This window comes from Klebsiella sp. F11 (assembly GCF_056712265.1).
The window spans coordinates 5528113-5553424 of sequence record NZ_CM160060.1 but is presented as its reverse complement, the minus strand read 5'-3'; the positions used below and the strand labels follow the sequence as shown (position 1 = coordinate 5553424).

Genomic DNA, 25312 nt, shown 5'->3' with positions numbered 1-25312 from the left:
ACCCATATCAAAACCGGTAACTCTCAACCTTTCAAGGTCCAGTGTCAGATCAAGTCGCGACTAATACAGCCTGCAGCAGTTAACTCTGTCCTTTCAGCATCGCCACCGCCTCGGTCCCCGGCATCTGGAACTGCACGTTGTGCCTTGCCGCAATATCAAGCGCAAACACTTTCGTGTAAACCTCCGTTGAGCTCACTGACTTGTGGCCCATCAGGCTCTGCAGGACCTTCAGCGGAATGCCGGCATACAGCATGTGCATGGCGTAACTGTGCCGGAACGTGTGGGGTGTCACCGGTACCGAGAATGTCACCCCGTCGGCAGCAGCCGCTTCAACCGCTTCATTAATCCACGTTCTCACGGTCCTGTCAGTGATGTCCCAGATACGGGCTTTTTCCATTCTGCCGGTGCGCTTGTTGCGTCTTTCCAGCGGAATTTTCAGCGTGGCCACCATCATCTGTAGCTGGCTGACGTAGTGGTGATCGGAAAGCGGGACCAGCCGGTGAGCCTGAATGGCGGCCGGCGTGCGGCCTGCCGTTCGGGCAGCTTTCTCGGTCCGTTGTTTGAGTGTGGCCAGCTGCACGAACGGCCAGGGCGGCGCCAGCGAAAAATCACTCCGGGTCAGCGCCAGCGCCTCGTTAATGCGTGCACCGGTGTTCCAGAGGGTTGCCAGCAGCATTTTGCGGTGAAGATCCGGCACGTAGTGGAGCAGGGCGCTGACTTCCGGCGCCAGCAGGTATTTCGGCAGTTCATCCTGAACGAGCGCCATCTGACGCAGGGCCAGTGCCGCCGGATAATCGATGGCGACAGGCAGCTGTGGAGGCTGTCCGGTGGAATACTCTGCCGGTAAGGTGACGGGTGAAGGGGGATTAATAACCGAGCCTGACATTTATATTCCCCAGAACATCAGGTTTATCGCATTTTTGATGTCATTTTCCCGGTGGCTGAGATCGGCCACTTCCTCCCCGGTGACGGAGGCCGTGACGCTGGCCATGTCCGTGGTCATCAGGCGATAGCTGTCGTCCCCGATATGCACCACCGGATACAGTTCGCGGGAGACCTTATCGGACAGCCGACGGGCACTGGCCAGCGGGATCACCATCCGCCGGCCGGGCGTGTCGATGATGTCACTCTGCACGTCCACAAACAGACGGTAGCGGCTCTCTCTTTTATAGGTGTAAACCCTGAACTGCATCTCACCAGTCCCTGTTTTCGTCGGCAAAAGAGCCGTTTGTTTCAATAAACCGGGCGACCTCGGCCATCCCTTCCTGATTTTCAGTCTGCCAGCGTTCAGCACGCAGTCGTCGGGCTTCATTCTGCATGGCCGTATTGACCAGCCCCGAGATGTTGACATCAGCCTGTTTGAGCAACTGATAGCTGTCGCTGTCAATCGTGACAGTAATACGTTGTTTCATAGTGCACGACCCTGCGCATATTCTGGATACATAAATAAGTATACATCCATGATGCTGGTAAAACCGCATCTTTTAGCGCATATGGTTATCACCCTGTCAGTTTACTTTGTTGACTTTCACAATTATTAATGTAGTTATAGTGATAATTACTATTGATATAGTAACAATATTAAATTACCGTACGCACCTTTCCAGCACTTCCGAAAAATCAATAATAGCAAGATTTCCGGAAATGATGCGTGAGTGATTGTAGGGATTAACCAATCATGCCGGGTTGAAATGCGGGAGGGAAATACAATCTAACTACCTAATATTATATCACATTTTTTTTGTTTGTCTCAAAAATCGTGCAAATAATCGCCGCGATCCGGAACCGGCAGAAATCGGATCTGACCGGGAAAAGAGATAGAGTGTATGTAAGTTCTGTACTGTATGTACTATATGTATTAATTGTATTGTGTGTATTATTTGTATTACGTGTATTGTGTATTTTTTACACCAGGCGTACGATGGCGCCATTCCCTGAGATACCGGAGCCAGACCATGACCACCCTCTCCCCGGACACCGTCCGCCGCATTGAAGACGCCGCAGCCGCCCTGATCGCCGCCGGCACCCCGAACCCGACCAACGAGCAGGTCCGTCAGCACCTCGGCGGCGGCTCCCTGTCCCACATCTCCCCGGTGATGCGCGCGTTCCGCGCCCGCCAGCGCGAGCAGGCCGCTGAGCAGGCCACGCCCCTGCCGCCGGAGCTGGCGCAGCTGCTGACCGGCCAGCTGGGGCTGCTGTGGCAGGCAGCCGTGAAACAGGCTGAAGCCGGGGCCCTGGCGGCGCGCGAGCAGGCCGACGACGACATTGCCCGGGCCGACCTGGAGCGGGATGAGGCGCTGGCGAACGTGGCCGCGCTGGAAAGCGAGCTGGCGGTGCTGCGCGAGGTGGTGGCCGAACGTGACCGCCTGCTGCAGGAGGTACGCGAGCTGCGCACGGAGGCGCTGCCGCTGCGCGAGCAGGTGGCCCGCCTGACCGCCACCGGCGAACACCTGGCGGCGCAGCTGCAGGACACGAAAGCGGAGCTGAAGGAAGCCCGGGAGGACGGCCGTCAGCTTCAGACCGAACTGCTGGCTCTGGCCCGCCAGGACGGGAAGGTGAAGAAATGAGAGAGGGGGTCTACGCCGTAATACCAGAAAATTCCGTAACCAAAGCTAAAGACCAACTGATTTACATGGAATTGAATAAATTACGGGTTATGTGACATGGTTCAGCGCCAAAATCGTTGTTTTAATGATTGTCACTCAACCGGTCATTTGTGTGACAAACCCTGCCATTACTGACTGCGAAAAAGACTAGGCTGTGTCCCTTAATTGCATAACCTTCTGTAAAACAGTCGGATGCAGCCCAGTTTCACCATCGCCAGATAATTCCTCGCCGTTTTATCGTAGCGTGTGGCAATGCGACGATATTCTTTCAGGCGACCAAAGCAACCTTCAACTACGTTGCGATTGCGGTAAGCATCACGGTCGAGTTGTGAGCGACCATCCGAGGCCATTTTCTCATTTGATTTGCGGGGGATGACAGTTTTTATACCTTTGCTTTTCAGCTCGTTACGTAACGCATGTCCGGAGTAGCCTTTATCAGCCAGTACGGCATGACCACGTCGCTTCATGCTGCCGTTCTGCCGCTGAACACAATGCCATCCAGAAGACGTTGTGCGAACTGGCTTTCATGGGCCTGGCCGGGACTCAGCAAGATGTTTAACGGGAGACCGCTTGCGTCTGTCGCCAGATGGATTTTGGTGCCAAAACCACCGCGAGAGCGACCCAGGCCGCTATCTCCGACGATATCGGGATGTTTTTTTGCGCGCCGGCGGCACATCTGAGCGCTCGGATATTACTGCCATCCAGCGCCGTCGCTGACCAGTCAACAAGGCCATGAGCGTCAAGAGATGATAGTAACTTATTGAAAATAATGTTAATTACCCCTGAATTTGACCACCGGTTAAAACGGTTGTAAACGGTCTTCCATGAACCATATCGCTCAGGCAAATCGCGCCAGGGTGCGCCTGAACACAGCACCCAGAACATGCCGTTGATGATCATACGATGTTCTGCCCATGGACGTCCGGCCCTTGGTATTGCTGGTTCAGCAGGTAATAGTGGCTGGATGAGAGCCCATGCTTCATCGGGGAGTTCGTAGCGAGCCATAGTTCAATGTGTTGTGGAAACAGACAGTTACTATAGCTCAGGAGATTAAGGGACACAGCCTAGTCGCGTTGTTCCGGGCTTAGCGATGAGTCGTTCATGCATCTTGAGGTTTATCGAGTATAGGCTTCTTCTGGCTTACTGATGATTTTTCTGGTTTTTTGACGGTTTCATCCATGCATCATCATACTTTATATTCCCTCTAAGATAGTTCCATTCAATCCCTCTAAATCTTAATCCTATGACTTCATGCATATTCGGAGAAGAGCTACCAGGATAGTAGACATGCGTAAAATCAACGGAAGAAATAACTACACTATCTAATGTGATTTTATATAGTTCAACTTCAACGCCTGCCTCTATAATAGCATAATATTTAATTACGGCTTTCTGTAAGCGTTTGGATTCACAAACAGCAAGAGCAAAAAAGGGACTCGTTTTGTCTAACTGTTTATGGACGGTAACAGGATCGTGCTGCCGTGTCCCTGTCATGCTTCCAGTAAAACTATCTACACCTTGCCTTACACCGTAGCTACTGTTCATGATTTCAATAGCGCCTTCTCTACCTGGCATCAGACAGTCGCCTTTTACCTGAACTCCATTCTCATCATATAAAAATAAATATGCTGGTAATGACATTTTCATAATCTCCCGTCGTTATCAATAAAAAATGAATCTGTGTACTGTTTGCCGTTTAAGCCATAATGGATGTTGTATTGATAACCATTTCTTAATTTGAATTTAAAACATGTGTTGGGATAGGATACATTTATTCCTTTATCGCTTTTAATAACCGTGTGGCTACCTTTCGGATAATAGTAGACATTGTAATATTCTAACGTATCATTTTTATTTACACTAAAGCACAAAGTATCTCCATGAATGAAGATGCTACGCTGGGAAGGGGCCGGCTTACCTCCCGGACAACCTGAGATAAGAGTGATTAAAGGGAAAATGACGAGTCTTTTCATCCAGGGAATCCTTTCATGACGGATTTATATTTATGAATTAAGAGCCTATCCCAAAAGGAATTATCGTATAATACGTTACGGTAATTTCTGAGGGGGAATGTATGGCGGGTAGCAAGTGGCAGATCAGCGACGAACTATGGGAAAAAATGGCTCCACTCATCCCGGAGCATAAAACCAGCCACCCACTGGGGACTCATCGTAGACGCGTTGATAACCGTGCTGCCATGGATGCCATATTCTTCGTCCTCAGGACCGGTTGCCAGTGGAACGCCCTGAACGCCACCGGGATATGTTCATCGAGTTCTGCACACCGACGCTTCCAGGAATGGCGCGATGCGGGAGTCTTCGAACGCTTCTGGCAGAACGGTTTGCTTGCCTGCGAACATCTGGACGGCATTGACTGGTCCTGGCTGTCGATGGACGGCTGTATGACCAAATCGCCATTGTCAGGAACAAAAAAACAGGCCGTAATCCCACGGACAGAGGGAAACAAGGCGTAAAGCGTAGCCTGCTGACAGACGCCAACGGGCTTCCTCTGTCGCTGGTTGTTGCAGCAGCGAACACGCACGATATCAAACTGGTTGCAGATACGCTCGATGCACTTCAGACGGGGCGTCCGGGGCAAAAACTCAGACTCTGCCTGGACAAAGGTTACGAAGCTGGCTGGCTGAAAACGTATCTACAGAGCCGCCGCTACGAGCCGCATATCCAGTCCCGTAAAGAGGAGTCTGATGCAGGTAAAAACACCGACTTCAAAGCCCATCGCTGGGTTGTCGAGAGGACTCATAGCTGGATGAATCGCTTTCGCCGGGTTCTGACCCGATGGGAAAAGAAGGCCGAAAATTACGAGGCCATGTTGCATTTTGCCTGCGGCATCATTGTCTGGAACAAAATCCTATTGGGATAGGCTCTAAATCATAAAGAGTCTTTTTTGATGTATAATCACGATATTCATATAACCCTCTGTTATTTTCGAAACCATAATTAATCAATAGCCAATAATCACTGGCGATTGATGCCTGTTGCTCTAACCCGTAATGGAGAAAATCTGCTTTATCCAGACTGTAGCTATAATCAGCGAAGCGAGAAAATAAACCTCTTGTCCTGACAAACATACCTTTTTGGGTTTGCCACGCATGAACCATTTCATGCATGAATCTATGTTTCTTTGCGAGATCTCGCTCTAATGAAAAATCTGGTGAATAGGTTTCTTCTCTGAACCATAGTTCACCGTTAGGGGTCATGGCAACATCAACGGGTTGAAGGTTAAAGGGTAAGTAACTTTCACGGTGTACCCAAATCCGACTATAGTTAAGACTTTCGCCAAAAAGCGTTTTCGCCAGAGCGATCTCACCAATTGTTAGTTGTCTTACGCCACCTGGGTTTATCGCCGTTCCTGATGTCGGTCTTATTCTTTCATCTACTGGCATTCAATATCCTCCTTGTCCATTATTGATATTTATATCGATACTACGCCTGAGTTTAACGAGCAAGAAAAAGGAATTTACGCGAAGAATCTTAAAATTATAGTAATTAGAGGGCGTTGAAGTTATTGCAGGCGCCACTGGCCAAAATGTATTATTAGTGGCGTCAATATAAACATAATTTTGAAATATAGTAAAAGAGATTGTGTTATATAAGATATATAAATGAATTATTGAAAGGCATATATAAATAGCATAGCGAGGAATAAAACGCGTTCTGAAAACTAACAATGAGTTTTAATCGTTTCTCCCACCTGCCGCGGGCCGGTTTCTTGCTGCAATCCCCTCAGCCACCACGGGTTTTAGCTGGTTAAGACCCCGCATGCGCAGGTCCGCCTGCATATCGTTTTTCCCTTTCTTCAGCTCATTAATCTGGCGCTGCCTGCTGTCGAGGTCGGGGGTTTCCCGCTATGATGAGCGGCTGATTTAAGGAGAACGTATGGTCTGGATAATGCTGGCAACGCTTGGCGTGGTGTTTATGGTCGGATTTCGGGTGTTGACCTCTGATTCCCGCCGGGCGATCAAACGCTTAAACGAACGACTGGGGATCACGCCGGTTGCGATTGAGTCGATGATCGACCAGTTTGGTAAAGCGGCTGGAACCGAGTTTATTCGCTACCTTGAGCGTCCTGATGAGGCCCATCTGCAGAATGCCGCGCAGGTGCTGCTGATCTGGCAGGTCTGTATTGTTGATGGCAGCGAAGAGAATCTGCTCAGCTGGCACCGCCTGCTGCGTAAAGCCCGGCTTGCCGCGCCGATAACCGATGCGCAAATCCGCCTGACGCTTGGCTTTATGCGCGAAATAGAGCCCGATCCGCAGGAGCTAAACGCTTTCCAGCTGCGCTACAACCAGCTCTTCCTGCCGGAAGAGGGAGTATTTTATCTTCATTGATATCACGAGTTATTGTGCTGCCCGTTCTGTCTCGTCGTTGAGTTTCTCCATGAGATACGCTGTGGCTATCTGATAGCGCGTTGTAATAAAAGAAAAACTGTCAACGCGTTAAATTCGTCACAGTTTTGATGATAGACTGCGTGGCTTTTCCGCACGTTTTTAGCTTCAGGTGACGTCATGACAGAACATATCAACACCACGAGTAAATCGCAGACCAAAGAGATTTCACGGCCAAACTGGTCGGCGGTCTTTGCGGTGGCCTTCTGCGTGGCCTGCCTGATAACCGTTGAGTTCCTGCCGGTGAGCCTGCTGACGCCGATGGCGCAGGATTTAGGTATTTCCGAGGGGATGGCCGGCCAGTCGGTCACCACGACCGCGTTTGTGGCCATGTTTGCCAGCCTGTTTATTACCTCCGTTATCCGCGCTACCGATCGCCGCTACGTGGTGATCCTGTTTTCCGTGCTGCTGACGCTCTCCTGCCTGCTGGTCTCCTTTGCCAACAGCTTTTGGCTGCTGCTGCTGGGGCGCGCCTGCCTGGGGCTGGCGCTCGGGGGCTTTTGGGCGATGTCCGCGTCGCTGACGATGCGCATAGTGCCGGCGCGGGTTGTGCCGAAGGCGCTGTCGGTGATCTTTGGGGCGGTGTCGATTGCGCTGGTGATCGCCGCGCCGCTGGGAAGTTTCCTGGGGGGCATTATCGGCTGGCGCAACGTCTTTAACGCGGCGGCGGTGATGGGCGTGCTGTGCACGATTTGGCTGCTGAAGGTGCTGCCGTCGCTGCCCGGCGAAGCGCCGCATCAGCAGCAAAACATGCTGGGCCTGCTGAAGCGTCCCGGCGTGATGGCCGGGATGGGCGCTATTTTCATGGCCTTCGCCGGACAGTTTTCTTTCTTCACCTACATTCGCCCGGTCTATATGACCCTCGCGGGTTTTGACGTTGATGGCCTGACGCTGGTGCTGCTGAGCTTTGGTATCGCCAGCTTTGTCGGGACCTCGCTGTCGTCGGTGCTCCTGAAGCGGTCGGTGAAAACCGCTCTGGCGGCGGCGCCTCTGGTGCTGGCGGTCTGCGCGGCGGTGCTGGTGCTGTGGGGAGAAAGCCGGATCGTGGCCTCGGCGGTGGCGATTATCTGGGGCTTTGCGTTTGCCCTGATCCCGGTGGGCTGGTCCACGTGGATCACCCGTTCGCTGTCAGACCAGGCGGAAAAAGCCGGGTCGATCCAGGTCGCGGTGATTCAGCTGGCCAACACCTGCGGGGCCGCGGCGGGCGGCGTGGCGCTGGACCACCTGGGCCTGCTATCGCCGCTGTTTATCTCGGGCGCCCTGATGCTGCTGACCGGGCTGCTGGTCACCACGAAGGTGCGGATATAATTGTCGTTTTCCCGGGGCGCTATGTCGTCCGGGCGGGCGAACCCGGGCCGGGCATTCACGCCGCGACCCGGGACCATTTTTTAGCTTAGAACCAGGCCTCGAACATACCGCCGACGTTCAGCGAGTCCAGCTGGTCGCTGCTGGTACCGTTGACCCTGGCGGTATGCTTATTATCCACCTGGCCGCCGGTGACGTAGAAGCGCAACATCGGCCGGAACTCCGGCCCCATTCCGATAGCAATGTTCTGCGACAGCGTCAGCTTCCAGCCCTTATTGTCGCCGCCCCGATCGTAGTCAACGCGCTGATAGCCGGCCTCCAGCCAGGTTGAATGCACGTCGTTCCAGAAATACATCGGACGAACAATCGCGCCGTAGTTTTTACGGTTATCGGTATTGTCCTTGCCGTTATCGTAATCATGGAAGGCCAGCAGATACTCCACCTGCGCCTGTTGGGTAAACTTGTGGCTGCCCTCAAAGCTGGCGTAAATGGCTGTCAGATCGTCGGTTTTGTTATAGACGCTGTTATCCGAGTTATCGGAATAGCGCAGGATAACTTTGTTGACCCCGCGGTCGTTGGTATGGCTCAGCACCAGGCCGCCCTGCCAGGCATCGAGCCGCGCGTCGTTATCCACCGCTTTCGAATCAAAGCCGTAGTTGGCGTACACCTCAACGTCGATTGGCCCGGCCTTCATATTGTGGATTTTTGAGGTCAGCGCATAGTGGCCGTTATCGCCGGTGCCCGAGCCGCCGGTACAGGTGATGCGCGACGGGTTGGATTCATCGGCCATCACCTCCGGGCTGCAGGACTCAACCTGTGAGACCCCTGCCACGTCGAACTGCACGCCGCCGATCTCAAAGTTTTTCACCCCGGCGCCCTGGCCGTCGTGGTTCATCCAGAAGTAGTCGTTGATCCCCTGCTGCGGCCGTTGGTGGAAGTCGCGGCCGGCCCAGATATAGGCGTTGGGATTTGATTCGAGGACGTTGGTGACGCCGACGTAGGCCTTTTTCAGGTTAACTTCGTCGCTCCAGTGGTCGAACATGACGTTAATATCCCAGATGGCGCCCTGGCTGCTCTTAAAGGCCTTGGTTATCTGGAATTCGCCGCCGTTACCTTCGTTGCCCAGACGGCCGATAGCCGACGCGCCGTTATAGGAGCCGTCGACGCCGACGAACTTCTGGTCGCCGGTCTGGAACTGGGCGCCGTAGCGGGCGTAGCCGCTAAACTTGAGGCCGAACGGGATAGCCATATCCGGCGAGGTCGCAGTGGTTTGTGGGTTGGTGATGACGTCCACTTTTTTATCGGCGGCGGCATCGATTTTGGCCTGACGGTCGGCCAGGGCTTTATCCACGGCTTTCGCCACAATGGCGTCTATTTGTTGCTGAGTAAAATCTTGCGCTAATACAGAAATTGGGCACAGCGCGGCAACGACCGCCATGGCTAATGGCAGCACTTTTACATTATTCATAATTATCTCGCGTGTAATAATTTATATATTAAGATAATAACCATCCCGCCCCGGTTTATAGCCAGGGAAAACGACAGGATGACGGATATATATTAACGTTGGTATAAGTGAATAATTTCCTGTGAAAATTCGCGAGCCAGCAGCGAGTTCATCAGATGATCCTGAGCGTGAACCATAATCAGCGTCATTGGCTGGCGCGCCTCGCCTGCATCCTGCTCGATCAGCCGGGTCTGCATCTGGTGCGCCCGGCGGGCGTAGCCATCGGCTTCATTAAGGAGCATCCTGGCTTCATCAATATTACCGTGGCGGGCAGCGTGAAGCGCTTCGAAACATAATGAGCGTGACTGTCCCGCATTCACGATAATTTCCATTACCGCGTCTTCTAATTCGATCATAATATTTCCTGAGGTATTAACTTTATTATTTAAAGCGTACGGCGAAAGTCCCTTTTCCGCATAATTCCTGATGACGGTGTTATTTTTATCGGATGCTCCGGGAAATAGCGCTGAGAGCGTATTTCCCGACTATTACTGACTGACGGTTTCAGCAACCGGAACGGCGCCTTTGGCTTTTTCGACTTCAGTTTTCATTAATGAACGTTCATAGGCGCGGAGGAATGGCAGGTAAATGACGGCAGACATCACCATGCAAATGACGCACATCACTACCGGGCTCAGGGTCCAGTTGGCGGCCCAGGAGGCGCCGATGGGGGCCGGCGTGGTCCACGGCGTCAGCGAGACCACCTGAGTCAGCCAGCCGAGACGCGTTGCGCCGTAGGCCAGTACCGCGTTGATCATCGGCACGAACACGAACGGGATAAACATCATCGGGTTCATGATAATCGGCGCCCCGAACAGGATCGGCTCATTAATGTTGAAGAAGCTTGGCACGATGCCCATTTTGCCGATAGTCCGCAGGTGCGCCACGCGGCTGCGCAACAGTAGGAAAGCCAGCGGTAGCGTCGAGCCCACGCCGCCAATCAGCAGATAGTGGTCCCAGAAGCCCTGCAGATAAACGTGCGGCAGCGCGGCGCCAGCGGCCAGCGCCGCCTGGTTTGCCGACAGGTTTGCCATCCAGAACGGGTTCATAATCCCGGTCACAATCAGCGAGCCGTGGATCCCGGCGAACCAGAAAATCTGGCACATCAGCACCGAGAGCAGAATTGCCGGCAGGGAGTCGGAGGCCGATACCAGCGGCTCCAGCAGGTGCATAATCGCCTGCGGCAGGATCATGCCGGTCTGTGCTTCGATAAACAGGTTCAGCGGATGCAGCGTACCGATCACCACCAGCACCGGGATCAGAATTTCGAACGAGCGAGCGACGCCGGTGGGCACCTCTTTCGGCAGGCGGATAGTAATATTATTCTGCTTCAGCCATGCATAAATACGGGTGGAGTAGATGGCGGTAATTAAGGCGGTGAAGATCCCCTGGCCTGACAGATACTGGGTGGAGATTTTGCCGTCAGCGTAGGGCGCCGCGACCAGCAGGAAGGCCATAAAGGCCAGCAGGCCGGACATCACCGGGTCGAGCTGAAACTGGCGACCGAGGCTGGCGCCAATCCCGACGGAAATGAAGAAGGTCATGACCCCCATGCTCAGGTTAAACGGCAGCATCAGCTGTTCACGATACTGCTGTGAGAAATCCAGCCAGCCGCGGGCAAAACCGTTGGTGGTGTCGGGTGAAAAAGGAGGAAAGATAAATACCAGCATGAAAGAGCCGATGATCATAAACGGCAATGCGGCAGTGAAGCCATCGCGGATGGCGATAACGTATTTCTGCTGCCCAAGGCGTCCTGCCAGCGGAGTAATAGATTGCTCGATCGCGGCAATCATGGACTGATACAGAGAACTCATTTGCACACCTCTTAATGCGCCGCTGCTATCAGCGACAAAGCATAATCCAGGACGTTATCTCCCCGCTGCATTCCGTAGTCCATCGCGTTTATCGGCTGGACAGGAATATTCAGGGAAGCGGCTTTCTCAGATAAGGTTTTCAGCATGTATTTTACCTGGGGTCCGAGCAGCACCACCTGGTATTGCGGAAACTGCATGTCAAATTCGGAAACACCGTAGGCATCTATCTGCACCGGCAGGTTACGCTCCTTCGCCTCATCGACCATCTTCCTGACCAGCAGACTGGTGGACATCCCCGCAGAGCAGCACAGCATAATCTTGTACATCGACACTCATCCTCAATATGTAAAAAGTTATTGCGTGGATGATTTGATATCAGACGGAAACCGGTTTCCATTTATAAAAAACAGAACTGTGATAACCGTCAAGAACTAACGGTGTAAGGGCTGATTAATTAGATTCTGCTCACATAATTCCGTGGTTTCTGCGATGATTTTCCATGAAACGGAAAATCGGTTTCCAAATAAAAAAGGAAACGGATATACTGCCGTTGGTTACTATTGAAGCGATTCAGGTTTTAAGATTTACAGGGATCGGCCCGACCCTGTCAGGGGAGAATGATGTCTACAATCAACGATGTATCACGCTTAGCTGGCGTCTCAAAGGCCACGGTTTCACGCGTATTGAGCGGTTCTCGCGGAGTCAAAGAGGCCAGTCGCCAGGCGGTACTGCAGGCGGCGGAAGAGCTCAATTATCGGCCAAATATGATTGCCCAATCATTGTTCAGCCAGAGCACGGGCTGCATCGGGGTGATTTGCGCCCAGGATAATATCAACCAAACCACCAGCTATCTGTATGCCCTGGAAAAACAGCTTAGCCAGCATCAAAAGCATCTCCTGCTGCGTTTTGCGAACACCCGCGACGGGGTGATGAACTCGCTCGAAGAGCTCAGCTGCGGCCTGTGCGACGATATCCTGATTATCGGCGCCCGCTTTCCATTGAATATCGACCGGCCGGACGTGGCGCTGATTGACTGCCTCGAGAGCGAAGGGGCGAACAGCATTCAGTTTGATCACGCTTTTGCTGCGGAAACTGCTTGTAACTATTTGATTAGCCAAGGTCGACGCCAGATTGCGCTTATCCACCCTGAGGGAAGCGGCTTTGCCGATCAGGTGCTGCTGGGCTACAAGCACGCGCTGGAGAAAAACTTCCTGCCATTTAATCGTAACCTGGTATTCCTTGACAGCATTTCGCCTTCGGTGGCGGTGCAGGAGCTGGTGAGCAACGCGACGACGCTGAATTTCAATGCGCTGCTGGTTGCCGATGAGCAGCAGGCGCAGCGGGTTGTCCCGCAGCTGCAGGCGTTCAGTCGCGCGGTGCCGGAGAAGGTGATGGTTTTTAGCCTGGCGGGATCGCTACAGCTGCCCGGTATTCCGACCATTCCGGCGATTGAGTACTCGATGGATGTGATGGCGATGCGGATCGTCAACTGGCTGACGGAAAAGACGCAAATGCTCGGTGGCAGCATGCTGCGCGGGGATCTTATTATTCCGAAAATCTAAGGCGGCCCGCGCGGGGACGCGTAAAGCGGTGATTGAGGCAAAAAAATACCTGCCAGCGGCGTAGCTGACAGATATCTTCATCCGCGCGGCGGACGGCCCGCTGGGCACCTCGCGAACGCATCACTGCGCCGGGCAGGTAATTTTGTCGATCGCCGCCCGGTAGTTCTTCTGGTTATTGCGCTCTTTTGCCAGGGTGGCCTCGCGCACGTAGGTTTGATTCTCTTTTGAGGCCAGAACGCTATTGGCAAAGTCGTTATCGCTAATGGCCGTCGCCGGGGCGCATTTTTCCTTTACCGCTTTCAATACCTGCTGTTTTTGCTGCTCGAACTGCAGGCTCTGTAGCGGCGATTCGGCCCGCGCCGCCGTGGCGCTGAGGGCGCTGACCAGGCACAACATCCAGCATGCTGCTTTCATGGCGCTTCTCCGTAAAAGGGGATACCAAACTATATGCATAGCGTGCAAAACATGCAAATCACCCCGCCTTTAACTTATTTAAAATCAGTAGATTGCTTTGCTATGCCACCCGAACGCGCCGCCGTGAATCCATGGCTATCAGCACCACCGACGACAGGATCAGCAGCGTGCCGAGCCAGTCCGGCAGCGTAAAGGTGATACCCAGCAGCAGCAGCGAGAGCAGGGCGCTGCTCAGCGGTTCGGCGCAGCTGAGAATGCCCGCTTTCGCGCCGCCAATCATCTGCGCGCCGTTCAGATAAAGGCTGAAGGTCAGCGAAGTGCCGATCACCACCAGATAGAAGAAGGCCAGCAGCAGGGGGCCGTTGACCACAAAGTTGCTGCCCTGACCGCCGTAGAACGGCAGCAGCATCGCCCCGCCGAGCAGCATGCTCCAGCCGACGATTGGCAGGGTGCCGTAGCGGTCGATAAGCGTTGACGGATAAGTGGTGTAGAAGGCGGCGGCAAAGGCCGAAGCCACCCCCCAGAACAGCGCCGCGGGCGAAATGGAGAGCGTGGTCGGATTGCCGTGGGTCACCAGCAAAAACGTCCCCGCCAGCGAGGTGCCGATGGCCGCCAGAACCAGCGGGCGGGGGCGCGTTTTGCGGGCCAGCGCGAACCAGGCGACGATAATCGTCGGCGACAGGAACTGCAGCACCGTCGCGGTCGCGGCGTTTGATTTTTCGATGGTCATCAGAAAGGTGTACTGCACGGTCAGCGCGCCAAACAGCGAGAAAATCAGCAGGCTGACGGCATCTTTGCGGTTTTGCAGGACGCGGAAAATTTTATCGCCGTGGACGAAAGAGAGCATCAGCAGAATCAGGCCGGCGAACAGCAGGCGCGTCATGGTCAGAAACGGCGATGACATCTGGCTTTGTTGCATAATGTACTGCGCGCAGACGCCGGAACTCCCCCATAGCACGGCGGCTATAAGCACATTCAGCATCCCTTTTTTACTGGAGCCCATCTTTCCCTCAGGTGGTATATCGCAAAAAGGGAATCATAGCATGGGCGCGTTCGGACGGCGGGGAAGGAAATGGTAGTCGCGTCCGGATAAGCGTGGCGCAGGCCGGGGAAGGGCTGGCCAGGCGCTCCCCTGACCAGCGCTGTGCCTTAGCTCAAATCAACGTTTTTACTGCCAAACAGCCAGGTCAGCGCAAAGCCGCACAGGTAAGAGACGGCCAGTCCCGCCGCGTAGACCGCCATCCCGGCGTAAATGCCGCTGCCGGAGGTCATCAGCGGCAGCGCCACCAGGCCGGAGGGCCCAAAGACCGTATTCAACCCCACCGGCAGGCCCAGCCACGCGATCAGGCCGAGGAAGAAGCCGCCGCAGGCGCCGCCGATGCAGGCGGTGATAAACGGCTTCATCCGCGGCAGGGTGACGCCATAGATCAGCGGTTCGCCGATGCCGAGAAAGCCGGGGATAATCGCCCCTTTGATCTGGGTGCGCAGCAGCGAGCCGTGCTTCGCCCGCCAGTAGAGGGCCAGCGCCGCGCCCACCTGCCCGGCGCCGGCCATCGCCAGAATTGGAAACAGCGAGTTAAAGCCCTGCGCATCCACCAGCGCGAAATAGACCGGGACAAAGCCCTGATGGACGCCAAACATCACCGCCAACAGGAACAGCCCCGCCAGCACCGCGGAGCCGAACGGATTACCGTTGAGGTGCAGGAACAGCCACGACATTCCGGTAAATAGCCAGCCGCCAATCGGCATGATCACCGTAAAGGTGACCGCGCCCATAATCAGCAGGGTGACCGCCGAGGTGAGGATCATATCGAGGTTGGCCGGCATGATACGCCGCACCTGTCTTTCCACCCATGCGCCGATAATCGAGGCGATCAGCACGCCGATAATATTACCGCGCGGGTCGATGCCGTGACCGAAGAAGGTGGAGATCCCGGCGTAAAATCCGCTGGTCGCTTCGGGGTTGTAGCCGAGGACGAACAGCGAGGCGATAATCGCTCCGTTAACCCCGGAGCCGCCGAACGCCTTCTGGGCGTTATAGCCGATTAAGATGCTCAGGAAGGTAAACATCCCTTTGCTGAAGATCTTCATATAGCCGATCAGCGCCACCAGGCCGGCGTTAGGGTGCGTATTCTCCAGGACGAAGATCTGCTCTGCCAGAGTGGCGAAGCCGAGCAGCAGGCCGACGGCGATGAAGCCGGGGATCAGCGGCGTAAAAATGGTGGCGAATTTGGCGAGAAACTTCTGCACCCCGCTGGTTTGCTTGCTCTTCAGCGCCTGCTTTTTCTCAGCGGCGATATCCGCCAGCGACGATGCATCCTGCGGCGAATCCTCCAGCATGGCGTTCATTATTTCCGCCGCGGTTTGCGCTTTTCCCGGGCCAAGGACGACCTGGAACTGCTCATCGCTGACGATAACCCCCATCACGCCTTCAACCTGACGGATTGCGGCGCTATCGGCCAGCGCTTCGTCACGCAGCGTCAGGCGCAGGCGGGTCATACAGTTGCCCGCCTGCGCCACGTTTGCGGCTCCGCCGACGTGGGCAAGGATCCGCGCTATCATCTCTTTATTTATTTTTGCCATTGCAGATTACCTGTCTGTTAGCGCTCAGGCGTTGCCCAGCGCTTTGCGGATATAGCCGCTATTTTTAGCCAGCAGCGACTGCGCTTCTTCGGCGCTGATATCGGCAAGCACCATCACAATCGCCGTCTTACAGCGGCGACCGCAGGCGTCAAGCGCCCGCCGGGCGACGTCGCGATCGCACTCGGTCGCCTCCATAACGATGGAGATTTGACGCTCGATAAGCTTGGCGTTGGTCGCTTCAACGTCCACCATCAGGTTGCCGTAAACCTTACCAATGCGGATCATTGCCCCGGTAGAAATCATATTCAGTACCAGCTTTTGCGCGGTGCCGGCTTTCAGACGGGTCGAGCCGGTCACCACTTCCGGGCCGACCGTCGGGGTGATAGCGACGTCCGCCAGCCGGGCCATCTCGCCGTGCGGATTGCAGCTGACGATGGCGACAAAGGCGTTCTGGCTATGGGCGTACTCCATCGCGCCGATGACGTACGGCGTCCGTCCGCTGGCGGCAAGGCCCACCAGCACGTCGCGGTTGCTGAAATTAAGGTTCTGCAGGTCCATTGCGCCCTGCGCTTTGTTGTCTTCGACGTTTTCCACCGCGCTAAGAATCGCTTTATGCCCGCCGGCGATAATCCCGACTACCTGCTCCGGGTGCGTGCCGAAGGTGGGCGGACACTCGCTGGCATCGAGGATCCCGAGGCGCCCGGAGGTGCCTGCGCCGATGTAAATCAGGCGCCCGCCTGCCTGCAGCGCCGCGGCGACCTTGTCGACAACCTGAGCGATCTGCGGCAAATAGGGGGTAATTGCCTCGGCTACCTGCCGATCTTCCTGGTTAATCACCGTCAGCATCTCAACGGTCGGCAGGGTGTCAATATTGGCGCTATTGGCGTTGCGCTGCTCGGTCAGCAATTTGCTCAGGTCGATACTCATAACAAAACCTCATTATTCACGGTGGCGGGTATTCTAAGGAATTAATTATTCCATTCATGTGAAGGTTATCACGATTAGCGCATGGCGGATAATAAGATATTTTCAGGTATGACGGGTGATTGTGCGGTAATAAAACTGGAATATTTTATTACCGCAGGCTGGGCTAGCGTGGCGCAGCGGGGTTTTTCAGGCTTAGCAGCAGGGCCAGAAAATAGCTTATCGCCATCGCCAGGCTCATTTTCAGCATGGTTTCACCGCCGAGTCCGGCGATCGGCGCGGCGATGCCGCCAAAGACAAACATCAGCGTACCTAACAGCGCGGACGCGGTGCCCGACTGCCCGGCATCAACGGCATTCATCGCTTCGGCCCCGGCCACGGTACTGATGCCGCTCATAAACGACACGGTGAAAAACAGGCCGATCAGCGCCAGCAGCGGCAGCTTCAGCCAGGCGAACAGCAGCATGCCGGCGGCGCACAACACCGCCAGCATCAGCCCGGTGCGCAGCAGGGACTCTGCCGAAAAGCGGCGCGTCAGGCGGGAGAAGATAAGCGCGGCAATAATCAGCCCGATCCCGTTCAGGCCGAACAGCAGGCTGAACTGCATGGCGCTCATGGCAAATTCGCTCTGCATCACGAAGGACGACGAGCCGATATAGGAGAACAGGCCGGCCATCATAAAGGCCTGAATCAGGCAGTAGCGCATAAAGCGGCGATTTTTCAGCACCGAGGTGCCGCCCGCTTTACGCGAGGTAGCGGCGCCTTTTGGCGGCAGGGTTTCGTGGAGGATCGCCAGGCTTAACAGCAGCAGTACGCCGCCAATCGCCGCCATTATCCAAAACAGAGTGCGCCAGTCGAAGGCGGTGATGACGTAGCCGCCAAGCACCGGCGACAGAACCGGCGCAATGCCGTTGACGGTCATCAGCAGGGCAAAGAACTGCGTCAGCAGCGCGCCCTGGTAGCGGTCGCGGGCAATCGAACGCGACAGCACCGAGCCGCCCGCGCCGGCAAAGCCCTGCAAAAAGCGCCATACAATCAGCAGATGGATATCCTGGGTCAGGGCGCACATGACCGAGGAGACGATAAACAGCAGCAGCGAGAGAATCAGCGGCTTGCGGCGGCCGATGCGGTCGCTGAGCGGGCCAAAAAACAGCTGGCCGAGGCCCAGCCCGAGCAGCGCGGCGGTCAGCGAGAGCTGGGTTTGCGTGCTGGTCGCGTTCAGCTGGCGGGTGATATCCGGCAGCGCCGGCAGGTAGAAGTCGGTACAGAGCGGGCCAATGCCCGAGAGCAGCCCGAGAATAACAACCCAGGAGAGAGAAATACGCGGCATAGCGGGTCCTTATGAGGATGCCGGGCCCTGCGGCCCGGCGGGAGCAGATCAGCTGGCGCCGCCTCCCAGCGACTGCCAGAGCGTAATGCGGTTTTCCAGATCTGTCTGCTGCAGGGAGATCAGCGTGGCCTGTGCCGACCACAGCGTACGCTGCGCGGTGAGCACCGACAGATAGTTGCCGATCCCTGCCTGATAGCTGCGGGTGGCGATATCCAGCGATTTCTGCTCGGCGGCGACGTACTGCTGCTGGGCATCCAGCTGTTCACCCAGCGTCTCCCGGCGCGCCAGCGCATCGGCGACGTCTTTGAAGCCGCTCTGAATGCTTTTCTCGTAGGTGGCGATCAGCCCCTTTTTCTCCGCTTCGGCATAGCGAAGCTGCGCCAGGTTGCTGCCGCCGGTAAACAGCGGCAGGCTGATCGATGGCGCGAACGACCACACCTGCATCCCGTGGCTGAACAGCGAAGAGAGCGAATCGCTGCCGACCCCGGCGCTGGCGGTCAGCGAAATGCTCGGGAAGAAGTTGGCGCGCGCGGCGCCAATATCGGCGTTGGCGCTCTTGAGGTTGTGCTCGGCCTCCTGAATATCCGGGCGGCGCAGCAGGACCGATGAAGAGACGCCGGCGGGGATCAGGGCGATGCTGTTGGCGCCGAGGCTTTGCAGCGTGCCGGGCAGCAGGCTCTCAGGGACGGTTTCGCCGGCCAGCAGATTGAGCGCATTTTTATCCTGCGCGACCTGGGTGCGATAGCTGGCGACGCTGGCGCGCGCCTGCTGGTAAACCGCTTCGGCATCGCTCAGATCGCTGGCCGCAGCGGTACCGACCGCCATCTGGCGGGCGACGATTTTGCGCGAGCTGTCGGCGCTGGCCATGGTTTCTTCGGCCAGCGCCAGGCTGCTGTTATCCGCCGCGAGGGTGATCCAGGCGGTGGTCAGGTCGGCAATCATGGTCAGCCGCGTATTCTGCGCGGTGTATTCGCTGGCAAGCCAGGTTTCCCGCGCCGCGCGGCTCAGGCTCTGGTTCTTGCCAAACAGGTCCAGCTCGAAGCTGGAGACAGCCCCGTCGGCTTCCGCCGATGAGGTGAGGCCGCTGGCCACCGTTTTGCTGCGGGTATGGCTCAGCTCGGCGTCAACGGTGGGGAACAGCGAAGCGCGGGTTTCGCCATATTCGGCGCGGGCGGCTTCAATATCGGCCAGCGCCTTTTGTACGTCGCGGTTGCTGTTCAGCGCGATGGTCACCACCTTTTTGAGCCGCGCGTCGTTCACCACCTGCTGCCACTGGCTGACGACCGTCGTCGCTTCGCCGTGGGCGCCGGGCAGCGTAGAGGGCACCGGCGCTGTCGGGCGCTCATAGTGTGGATCAAGCGAGACGCAGCCTGCGCTCAGGAGCGCGATAAAAACTAACGTAAAACGAAACATAACCTACTCCTGAGAAGGACGCTGGCGGGTGAAGAATCGCTTCACCAGCACAAAGAACAGGGGAACGAAGAAGACAGCCAGCAGCGTGGCGGTCAGCGTGCCGCCGATGATCCCGCTGCCGATCGCCACGCGGCTGTTGGCCCCCGCGCCGGTGGCCACCGCCAGCGGCAGCACACCGGCGATAAACGCCAGCGAAGTCATGACGATAGGGCGCAAGCGGGTCTGCGCGGCGCGGATTGCCGCCCGCGAAAGCGAATAGCCCTCATCGACCGCCGACTCGGCGAATTCAACGATCAGGATGGCGTTCTTCGACGACAGGCCGATAGTGGTTAACAGCGCCACCTGGAAGTAGACGTCGTTATTCAGATCGCGTAGCCAGGCCGCCAGCGCCGCGCCGAGCAGGCCGAGCGGGATAACCATGATGACCGAGAATGGCACCGACCAGCTCTCATACAGCGCCGCGAGGCACAGGAACACCACCAGAATTGAGATGGCGTACAGGCTCATGGCCTGGCCGCTGGCCAGTTTTTCCTGCAGCGACATGCCGCTCCATGCCCAGGTGGTGCCCGCCGGCAGGCTGTTAGCCAGGGCCTCCATCTTATCCATCGCCGCGCCGGAGCTGGAGCCGGCGGCGTTTTCGCCCTGGATTTCAAATGCGGCGGAACCGTTGTAGCGCACCAGGCTTTCCGGACCGTACTGCCAGCGGGTGGTGGCGAAGGCGGAGAACGGCGTCATGGCGTCATCGCTGCCGCGCACGAACCATTTGCCAAGATCGGCGGGTGCGGCGCGAGAATCGCTATCGCCCTGGATATAGACCTTTTTCACCCGCCCGCGATCGATAAAGTCGTTGACGTAGGTGCCGCCCCAGGCGCTGGAGAGGGTGTCGGTGACGTCGCTCAGCGATAGCCCCAGCGCCACCGCCTTGTTGTTGTCGATATCCACCTGCAGCTGCGGCATCTGCGGCAGGTCGTTGGCGCGCACCGACTGCAGCTGCGGGCTCTGATTGGCTGCCGCCAGCAGCTGGCTGCGCATTTTCATCAGGCTGTCGCGATCGGTGCCGCCGCTGGCCAGCAGCTCAAAGGTAAAGCCGTTGCTCTGCCCGAGGCCGTCCACCGAAGGGGGCGTCATGGCAAACAGCGAGGCGTCGCGGATGCTGCCGAGATCTTTGGTGGCGCGCAGGGCAATGGCCTGCGCGGTGTTGGCTTCGCCCTTGCGCTGGGACCAGTTTTTCAACGACACAAAAGCCATCCCGGCGTTCTGTCCGCTGCCGCTGAAGCTGAATCCGTCGACGGTAAAGATAGCGTTGGTATTGGCCTTCTCTTTGGTCAGGAACCAGTCGGTCACCTGGCGGCGAACCTCGGCGGTGCGCACGGCGGTCGCGCCTGCCGGCAGGGTGTACTGGACCATGATTTCGCCCTGATCCTCTGCCGGCAGGAAGCTGCCCGGCAGCTTCCACATCGCCAGCGCCATGACGGCACAAATCAGCGCGAAGGCGCCCATCATCGTCGCCGAGCGGCGCAGGCCGCCCAGCACGCGATGCTGATAGCCCTGCTCCGTGCGCCCCCACAGGCGGTTGAACGCCCCGAAGAAGCCCGTGGTATGAGGCTTAGGATGGCTAAGTAGCGCGCCGCACAGCGCCGGGGTTAAGGTCAGCGCCACCACGACGGAGAGCAGCATCGCCGAGATGATGGTCACCGAGAACTGGCGATAGATCACGCCGGTTGAGCCGCCGAAGAAGGCCATCGGCAGGAACACCGCCGACAGCACCAGGGCAATGGCGATCAGCGCCCCGGAAATTTCGCCCATCGACTTCTCGGTGGCTTCACGGGCGGAGAGCCCCTCATCGCGCATAATTCGCTCGACGTTCTCCACCACTACGATGGCGTCATCCACCAGCAGGCCGATGGCCAGCACCATCGCAAACAGCGTCAGCGTATTGATGGAGTAGCCAAACAGCGCCAGCACGCCGAAGGTGCCAAGCAGCACCACCGGGACCGCCACCGCCGGGATAAGCGTGGCGCGGAAGTTCTGCAGGAACAGATACATCACGCAGACCACCAGCACGATGGCCTCAAACAGCGTTTGAATCACATCCTCGACCGATATTTTAATAAACTCGGTGCTGTCCTTCGGATAGGCAATATCGTAGCCCTGCGGCATCTGGCGCTGATACTCGGCAATCTTATCCTTCACGCGCGTCGCGGTATCCAGCGCGTTGGCGCCCGGCGCCATCATGACCGCGATGCCGGCGGCAGGGTGGCCGTTGAGGTTCGCCGAGGCGGTGTAATCTTCGCTGCCCATTTCAACCCGGGCGACGTCGCTCAGGCGGACGACCGCGCCGTTGGTCTTGCTCTTCACAATGATGTTTTTGAACTGATCGACGGTTTGCAGGCGCGACTGAGCGCGCACGGTGGCGGTGAGCTGCTGGGTGTTAGAGGACGGCAGCGCGCCGATTTTACCCGCCGAGATCTGCACGTTCTGCGCTTCGATTGCCGTTTCGACATCGGAAGGCATCAGCGCATAGGAGGCCAGTTTGGTCGGGTCCAGCCAGATGCGCATCGCGTATTCTGCGCCAAATACATGCAGGCTGCCGACGCCTTCAACGCGCGCCAGCGGATCCTGCATGTTGCTCACCAGCCAGTCGGCGATATCGGAGCTGGTAGCCTTGTCGGTTTTATCGTACACCGCGAGGATCAGCAGGAAGCTGCTCTGCGATTTCACCACCGTCACGCCGGACTGCTGCACTTCGCTGGGCAGCCGCGATTCGGCCTGCTGAACTTTGTTTTGCACCTGCACCTGCGCGGTGTCGGGATCGGTGCCTTGCTCAAAGGTTACGTTAATGCTGACCGAGCCGTCGGAGCTGCTGGTGGAGCTGAAGTAGAGCAGGTTATCCAGCCCGGTAAGCTGTTGTTCGATAACCTGCGTCACGCTGTTTTCCAGGGTTTCGGCAGAGGCGCCGGTGTAGGTGGCGGAAATTTTCACCGACGGCGGCGCGACGTCCGGGTACTGGGCGACCGGCAGCGTGCGGATGGCGAGGATCCCGGCGAGCATAATCAGGATAGCGATAACCCAGGCGAACACCGGGCGCCGGACGAAGAAGCGGGAGAACATCAGGCGTTGCCTCCGCTGTTTTTCATTTCAACGGCTTTGACCTGCTGCCCGGCGGCAACCTTGCCGGTTCCTTCAACGATCAGCCTGTCGCCGCTCTTCAGGCCGCTCTCTACCAACCACTTATCGCCGTAGGCTTCACCGGTTTCGACCTCACGCAGGGCGACTTTGCCGCTGGCATCGACCACCAGCGCGGTGGCGTGACCTTTGGCATCGCGAGTGATGCCCTGCTGCGGGGCGAGGATCGCATCGTCCATCACGCCCTCATCGACGTGGGCGCGCACGAACATTCCCGGCAGCAGGAGGTGCTGCGGGTTGGGGAATACCGCGCGCAGCGTGACCGATCCGGTTGCTTCGTCCACCGCCACTTCGGTCAGCGCCAGGCGGCCCTTTTCACCATAGGTGCTGCCGTCTTCGAGGCTCAGGGTGACGCTGAGGGTATCGGCGTTGCTTGCCAGCGTTTGCTGGCGTAAGCGCAGCAGATCAACGCTCGATCGCGTGAGATCGACGTAAATCGTCTCCAGCCCGCGGATCGTCGCCAGGGCGGTATCCTGATCGGCGGAGACCAGCGCGCCCGGGGTGACGGAGGAGATACCAATCCGCCCGGCAATCGGCGCGCTGACGGTGGTCCAGTTCAGGTTGATGCGGGCGCTCTCCAGCGCGGCCTTTTTCGACTCGACGCTGGCCTTGTCCTGGTTACAGGTCGACTGCGCGTCATCGGCATCCTGCAGCGACACGCCGTTATCTTTTACCAGCTGCGTATAGCGCCGGGCCTTCTGGCAGTCGGCAACCGTCAGCGATTGCGCCTGCTTCAGGGCGGCCGCGGCTTCGTTATAGGCTGCTCGATAGCTGGCCGGGTCAATTTGATACAGCGCCTGGCCGGCTTTTACCATGTCGCCTTCGTTAAACAGGCGCTTTTGAATGATACCGCCCACCTGCGGGCGCACTTCGGCGCTGAGCGATGCGGTAGTGCGGCCGGTCAGTTCGCTGATAACGGAAACGGGCTGACCTTTCAGGGTGACAACGCCGACTTCCGGCGTCGTTTGCGGCGGGGCGGATGTTTGCGAATTATCGCATCCAGCCAGCAGAAATAATGCTGTTGCGATGGGTATGATGGTGTGTTTCATTATATTCTCTCAGGATGAACGACGTCCGACCCGCTAATTAAATCGTGAGGTGATGGGCTGGGCGCTGAGGCATTTTCGGGTAAACGAAAATGACAAAAAGGGAACCCAGGCGTTCCTGTATGCTGTTATTCGACGATGGCCGCCGGAGCGGTCATTTCTTGGCTCCTCTGCGGCAGAGATGCCTCCACTCCTGGATTTATTGTGCGAACGATCATTCTCATTTTTTCTCGTTATACGTCTCTAACGGGTCATCAAAAGGTTTTTTTGTCTACATTTGAATCGTGAAAATTAAGACAAAAAATAATGGAGGAAATAAGAATTTTTTGTGAAAGTAAGCGCCAATAATACCCTGACGTCATTTAAGCTGGAGGCATTAATGGCTCTAATAATAACAACAAGCATTAATCCCGCGGATCGGGAAGCGCTGCTGGCGGGGCCACGAGAATGCAACCTGCCTGATTTCCCGCACCCTGGCATGGAACGTCATTATCTATCGAAGGCGCTGTAAGGCCGCTGGCGACGCGGATATTAGCCGCCAATCCCCCGTTGGATCATCGCCAGCGCGTGGCTGACGATGGTTTCCCGGGGGATCGCTTTTAGCCTCGCGTCGGTGCGAATGCGCGAATAGGGCACCAGCACCAGGCTAATCAGGCTGGTGAACAGCAGCTCCGGCGACAGGGCCGGGTTGAGTTTTCCCTCCTGCTGCCAGCGGCTTATGGTCTCCAGCATCCGGTGATACTTATCGTCGCCAAAGCGGGCGTGCATATGCTGGCGCAGCACCGGCATTTCGCCAATCATCTCCTGCATCCACAGCGGCGCAAACCAGTCGTTTTGCTCCGCCAGCGCGGCGAGCGCCTCAATCAGCAGGGTAAACGCGGTCAGCGGATCTTGCGGATGGGCGATAAAAATCTTGCTGATTTCGCTGCGCAGCGGCATAAAGCGCTCCTCCAGTAGCTGGTCGACTAATATCTCCCGCGAGTCGAAATAGTAATGCAGCATCGCCGGCGTGACGCCGGCCTCTTTGGCGATGGCGTTCAGCGACGTCCGGGCGATGCCCTGGCGGGCAAACAGCGCCAGCGCAATATCCATCAGCTGTTCACGGTTAGCGGTGCCCGGTTTTTTGCCGCGCGGGCGGCCCGGACGGCGAGGCGCATCATTGTCTTTTTGTGCCGTCATTTCTTCACTGTCTCTTGACCAGATTCATCATTTCCCT

At 56.8% G+C, this 25312-nt stretch carries 24 protein-coding genes and 1 pseudogene; 5 read left to right on the top strand and 20 right to left on the bottom strand.

Annotated features, from left to right (window positions below; genetic code table 11):
- Window positions 1–79: 79 nt before the first annotated feature.
- The 3 genes from AC1M2H_RS27250 to ccdA are packed head-to-tail and all read right to left on the bottom strand — an operon-like array spanning window position 80 to window position 1412.
- The gene (locus tag AC1M2H_RS27250) at window positions 80–886 is read right to left on the bottom strand and encodes a site-specific integrase (RefSeq protein WP_480149777.1); all 807 of its coding nucleotides are present in this window, start codon (window positions 884–886) and stop codon (window positions 80–82) included.
- Complete coding sequence (gene ccdB / locus AC1M2H_RS27245) at window positions 887–1192, bottom strand: type II toxin-antitoxin system toxin CcdB (protein ID WP_480149776.1); 306 nt, start codon at window positions 1190–1192, stop codon at window positions 887–889. It lies immediately after the preceding gene.
- Window position 1193: 1 nt separating this feature from the next.
- Window positions 1194–1412, bottom strand: coding sequence for a type II toxin-antitoxin system antitoxin CcdA (ccdA, locus tag AC1M2H_RS27240; protein ID WP_480149775.1), 219 nt, complete (start codon window positions 1410–1412; stop codon window positions 1194–1196).
- Window positions 1413–1955: 543 nt separating this feature from the next.
- Between ccdA and AC1M2H_RS27235 the strand changes: the two genes are divergently transcribed.
- Window positions 1956–2567, top strand: coding sequence for a DNA-binding protein (locus tag AC1M2H_RS27235; RefSeq protein WP_480149774.1), 612 nt, complete (start codon window positions 1956–1958; stop codon window positions 2565–2567).
- Between the two features lie 200 nt (window positions 2568–2767).
- Here the strand turns inward: AC1M2H_RS27235 and AC1M2H_RS27230 are convergent.
- The 3 genes and pseudogenes from AC1M2H_RS27230 to AC1M2H_RS27220 all read right to left on the bottom strand — a co-directional run bounded on the left by AC1M2H_RS27230 (window position 2768) and on the right by AC1M2H_RS27220 (window position 4579).
- Window positions 2768–3611, bottom strand: a pseudogene (locus AC1M2H_RS27230) (IS5 family transposase).
- 135 nt (window positions 3612–3746) lie between these two features.
- Window positions 3747–4247 (bottom strand): Hcp family type VI secretion system effector, encoded by a 501-nt coding sequence (locus AC1M2H_RS27225; RefSeq protein ID WP_480152045.1) that lies wholly within the window; start codon window positions 4245–4247, stop codon window positions 3747–3749.
- A gap of 2 nt (window positions 4248–4249) precedes the next feature.
- On the bottom strand, window positions 4250–4579 hold the full coding sequence (locus tag AC1M2H_RS27220; RefSeq protein ID WP_480149773.1) for a putative T6SS immunity periplasmic lipoprotein: 330 nt from the start codon (window positions 4577–4579) through the stop codon (window positions 4250–4252).
- Between the two features lie 101 nt (window positions 4580–4680).
- On the opposite strand from AC1M2H_RS27220, the gene AC1M2H_RS27215 reads away from it, so the two are divergent.
- Window positions 4681–5486 (top strand): IS5 family transposase gene (locus AC1M2H_RS27215; RefSeq protein WP_480147878.1). Its coding sequence is split into 2 segments (ribosomal slippage): window positions 4681–5031 and window positions 5034–5486, totalling 804 coding nucleotides; the frame shifts between segments, so codons are not numbered across the junction.
- Here AC1M2H_RS27215 and AC1M2H_RS27210 read toward each other — a convergent pair.
- Window positions 5455–6009, bottom strand: a complete 555-nt coding sequence (locus tag AC1M2H_RS27210) for a type IV secretion protein Rhs (protein WP_480149772.1) — start codon at window positions 6007–6009, stop codon at window positions 5455–5457. The genes AC1M2H_RS27215 and AC1M2H_RS27210 overlap by 32 nt on opposite strands.
- A 493-nt stretch (window positions 6010–6502) precedes the next feature.
- Between AC1M2H_RS27210 and AC1M2H_RS27205 the strand changes: the two genes are divergently transcribed.
- Window positions 6503–6955, top strand: a complete 453-nt coding sequence (locus tag AC1M2H_RS27205; RefSeq protein WP_480149771.1) for a DUF1198 domain-containing protein — start codon at window positions 6503–6505, stop codon at window positions 6953–6955.
- 177 nt (window positions 6956–7132) lie between these two features.
- Entirely contained in the window at window positions 7133–8320 is a 1188-nt protein-coding gene (gene nepI, locus AC1M2H_RS27200) for a purine ribonucleoside efflux pump NepI (protein WP_480149770.1), read from the top strand.
- 85 nt (window positions 8321–8405) lie between these two features.
- On the opposite strand, the gene AC1M2H_RS27195 is transcribed toward nepI, so the two are convergent.
- The 4 genes from AC1M2H_RS27195 to AC1M2H_RS27180 all read right to left on the bottom strand — a co-directional run bounded on the left by AC1M2H_RS27195 (window position 8406) and on the right by AC1M2H_RS27180 (window position 11964).
- Entirely contained in the window at window positions 8406–9785 is a 1380-nt protein-coding gene (locus AC1M2H_RS27195; protein ID WP_480149769.1) for a carbohydrate porin, read from the bottom strand.
- A 92-nt stretch (window positions 9786–9877) separates the two neighbouring features.
- Entirely contained in the window at window positions 9878–10180 is a 303-nt protein-coding gene (locus tag AC1M2H_RS27190) for a PTS lactose/cellobiose transporter subunit IIA (RefSeq protein WP_480149768.1), read from the bottom strand.
- A 132-nt stretch (window positions 10181–10312) separates the two neighbouring features.
- The gene (locus AC1M2H_RS27185; protein ID WP_480149767.1) at window positions 10313–11638 is read right to left on the bottom strand and encodes a PTS sugar transporter subunit IIC; all 1326 of its coding nucleotides are present in this window, start codon (window positions 11636–11638) and stop codon (window positions 10313–10315) included.
- Between the two features lie 11 nt (window positions 11639–11649).
- Window positions 11650–11964 carry a PTS sugar transporter subunit IIB gene (locus AC1M2H_RS27180; protein WP_041143294.1) on the bottom strand — a complete coding sequence of 105 codons (315 nt, stop codon included), beginning with the start codon at window positions 11962–11964 and terminating at the stop codon, window positions 11650–11652.
- A gap of 294 nt (window positions 11965–12258) precedes the next feature.
- Between AC1M2H_RS27180 and AC1M2H_RS27175 the strand changes: the two genes are divergently transcribed.
- The gene (locus AC1M2H_RS27175; RefSeq protein WP_426815580.1) at window positions 12259–13200 is read left to right on the top strand and encodes a LacI family DNA-binding transcriptional regulator; all 942 of its coding nucleotides are present in this window, start codon (window positions 12259–12261) and stop codon (window positions 13198–13200) included.
- A gap of 120 nt (window positions 13201–13320) precedes the next feature.
- Here the strand turns inward: AC1M2H_RS27175 and AC1M2H_RS27170 are convergent, their stop codons facing one another.
- From AC1M2H_RS27170 to AC1M2H_RS27130, 9 genes are all read right to left on the bottom strand, one after another.
- A complete protein-coding gene (locus tag AC1M2H_RS27170) occupies window positions 13321–13614 on the bottom strand; it encodes a YicS family protein (RefSeq protein WP_480149766.1) in 294 nt (97 codons plus the stop codon).
- A 100-nt stretch (window positions 13615–13714) separates the two neighbouring features.
- On the bottom strand, window positions 13715–14617 hold the full coding sequence (locus AC1M2H_RS27165) for a DMT family transporter (protein ID WP_480149765.1): 903 nt from the start codon (window positions 14615–14617) through the stop codon (window positions 13715–13717).
- Between the two features lie 146 nt (window positions 14618–14763).
- Window positions 14764–16197, bottom strand: coding sequence for a PTS N-acetylmuramic acid transporter subunit IIBC (gene murP, locus AC1M2H_RS27160; protein WP_480149764.1), 1434 nt, complete (start codon window positions 16195–16197; stop codon window positions 14764–14766).
- Between the two features lie 24 nt (window positions 16198–16221).
- Entirely contained in the window at window positions 16222–17124 is a 903-nt protein-coding gene (gene murQ / locus AC1M2H_RS27155) for an N-acetylmuramic acid 6-phosphate etherase (RefSeq protein ID WP_480149763.1), read from the bottom strand.
- Between the two features lie 163 nt (window positions 17125–17287).
- Window positions 17288–18451 carry a multidrug effflux MFS transporter gene (locus AC1M2H_RS27150; RefSeq protein WP_480149762.1) on the bottom strand — a complete coding sequence of 388 codons (1164 nt, stop codon included), beginning with the start codon at window positions 18449–18451 and terminating at the stop codon, window positions 17288–17290.
- 48 nt (window positions 18452–18499) lie between these two features.
- A complete protein-coding gene (locus tag AC1M2H_RS27145) occupies window positions 18500–19864 on the bottom strand; it encodes an efflux transporter outer membrane subunit (RefSeq protein ID WP_480149761.1) in 1365 nt (454 codons plus the stop codon).
- A 3-nt stretch (window positions 19865–19867) separates the two neighbouring features.
- Complete coding sequence (locus AC1M2H_RS27140; RefSeq protein ID WP_480149760.1) at window positions 19868–22975, bottom strand: efflux RND transporter permease subunit; 3108 nt, start codon at window positions 22973–22975, stop codon at window positions 19868–19870.
- Complete coding sequence (locus AC1M2H_RS27135; RefSeq protein ID WP_480149759.1) at window positions 22975–24099, bottom strand: efflux RND transporter periplasmic adaptor subunit; 1125 nt, start codon at window positions 24097–24099, stop codon at window positions 22975–22977. Before AC1M2H_RS27135 ends, AC1M2H_RS27140 begins: the two co-directional genes overlap by 1 nt.
- Window positions 24100–24627: 528 nt before the next feature.
- Window positions 24628–25275: a TetR/AcrR family transcriptional regulator gene (locus AC1M2H_RS27130; protein ID WP_480149758.1), complete on the bottom strand. Its 648-nt coding sequence runs from the start codon at window positions 25273–25275 to the stop codon at window positions 24628–24630.
- Between the last annotated feature and the right edge of the window lie 37 nt (window positions 25276–25312).

Excerpts from the sequence above, each read along its gene's own strand:
- AC1M2H_RS27250 (WP_480149777.1), bottom strand. The coding sequence starts at position 886 with ATGTCAGGCTCGGTTATTAATCCCCCTTCACCCGTCACCTTACCGGCA.
- ccdB (WP_480149776.1), bottom strand. The coding sequence starts at position 1,192 with ATGCAGTTCAGGGTTTACACCTATAAAAGAGAGAGCCGCTACCGTCTG.
- ccdA (WP_480149775.1), bottom strand. The coding sequence starts at position 1,412 with ATGAAACAACGTATTACTGTCACGATTGACAGCGACAGCTATCAGTTG.
- AC1M2H_RS27235 (WP_480149774.1), top strand. The coding sequence starts at position 1,956 with ATGACCACCCTCTCCCCGGACACCGTCCGCCGCATTGAAGACGCCGCA.
- AC1M2H_RS27225 (WP_480152045.1), bottom strand. The coding sequence starts at position 4,247 with ATGTCATTACCAGCATATTTATTTTTATATGATGAGAATGGAGTTCAG.
- AC1M2H_RS27220 (WP_480149773.1), bottom strand. The coding sequence starts at position 4,579 with ATGAAAAGACTCGTCATTTTCCCTTTAATCACTCTTATCTCAGGTTGT.
- AC1M2H_RS27210 (WP_480149772.1), bottom strand. The coding sequence starts at position 6,009 with ATGCCAGTAGATGAAAGAATAAGACCGACATCAGGAACGGCGATAAAC.
- AC1M2H_RS27205 (WP_480149771.1), top strand. The coding sequence starts at position 6,503 with ATGGTCTGGATAATGCTGGCAACGCTTGGCGTGGTGTTTATGGTCGGA.
- nepI (WP_480149770.1), top strand. The coding sequence starts at position 7,133 with ATGACAGAACATATCAACACCACGAGTAAATCGCAGACCAAAGAGATT.
- AC1M2H_RS27195 (WP_480149769.1), bottom strand. The coding sequence starts at position 9,785 with ATGAATAATGTAAAAGTGCTGCCATTAGCCATGGCGGTCGTTGCCGCG.
- AC1M2H_RS27190 (WP_480149768.1), bottom strand. The coding sequence starts at position 10,180 with ATGATCGAATTAGAAGACGCGGTAATGGAAATTATCGTGAATGCGGGA.
- AC1M2H_RS27185 (WP_480149767.1), bottom strand. The coding sequence starts at position 11,638 with ATGAGTTCTCTGTATCAGTCCATGATTGCCGCGATCGAGCAATCTATT.
- AC1M2H_RS27180 (WP_041143294.1), bottom strand. The coding sequence starts at position 11,964 with ATGTACAAGATTATGCTGTGCTGCTCTGCGGGGATGTCCACCAGTCTG.
- AC1M2H_RS27175 (WP_426815580.1), top strand. The coding sequence starts at position 12,259 with ATGTCTACAATCAACGATGTATCACGCTTAGCTGGCGTCTCAAAGGCC.
- AC1M2H_RS27170 (WP_480149766.1), bottom strand. The coding sequence starts at position 13,614 with ATGAAAGCAGCATGCTGGATGTTGTGCCTGGTCAGCGCCCTCAGCGCC.
- AC1M2H_RS27165 (WP_480149765.1), bottom strand. The coding sequence starts at position 14,617 with ATGGGCTCCAGTAAAAAAGGGATGCTGAATGTGCTTATAGCCGCCGTG.
- murP (WP_480149764.1), bottom strand. The coding sequence starts at position 16,197 with ATGGCAAAAATAAATAAAGAGATGATAGCGCGGATCCTTGCCCACGTC.
- murQ (WP_480149763.1), bottom strand. The coding sequence starts at position 17,124 with ATGAGTATCGACCTGAGCAAATTGCTGACCGAGCAGCGCAACGCCAAT.
- AC1M2H_RS27150 (WP_480149762.1), bottom strand. The coding sequence starts at position 18,451 with ATGCCGCGTATTTCTCTCTCCTGGGTTGTTATTCTCGGGCTGCTCTCG.
- AC1M2H_RS27145 (WP_480149761.1), bottom strand. The coding sequence starts at position 19,864 with ATGTTTCGTTTTACGTTAGTTTTTATCGCGCTCCTGAGCGCAGGCTGC.
- AC1M2H_RS27140 (WP_480149760.1), bottom strand. The coding sequence starts at position 22,975 with ATGTTCTCCCGCTTCTTCGTCCGGCGCCCGGTGTTCGCCTGGGTTATC.
- AC1M2H_RS27135 (WP_480149759.1), bottom strand. The coding sequence starts at position 24,099 with ATGAAACACACCATCATACCCATCGCAACAGCATTATTTCTGCTGGCT.
- AC1M2H_RS27130 (WP_480149758.1), bottom strand. The coding sequence starts at position 25,275 with ATGACGGCACAAAAAGACAATGATGCGCCTCGCCGTCCGGGCCGCCCG.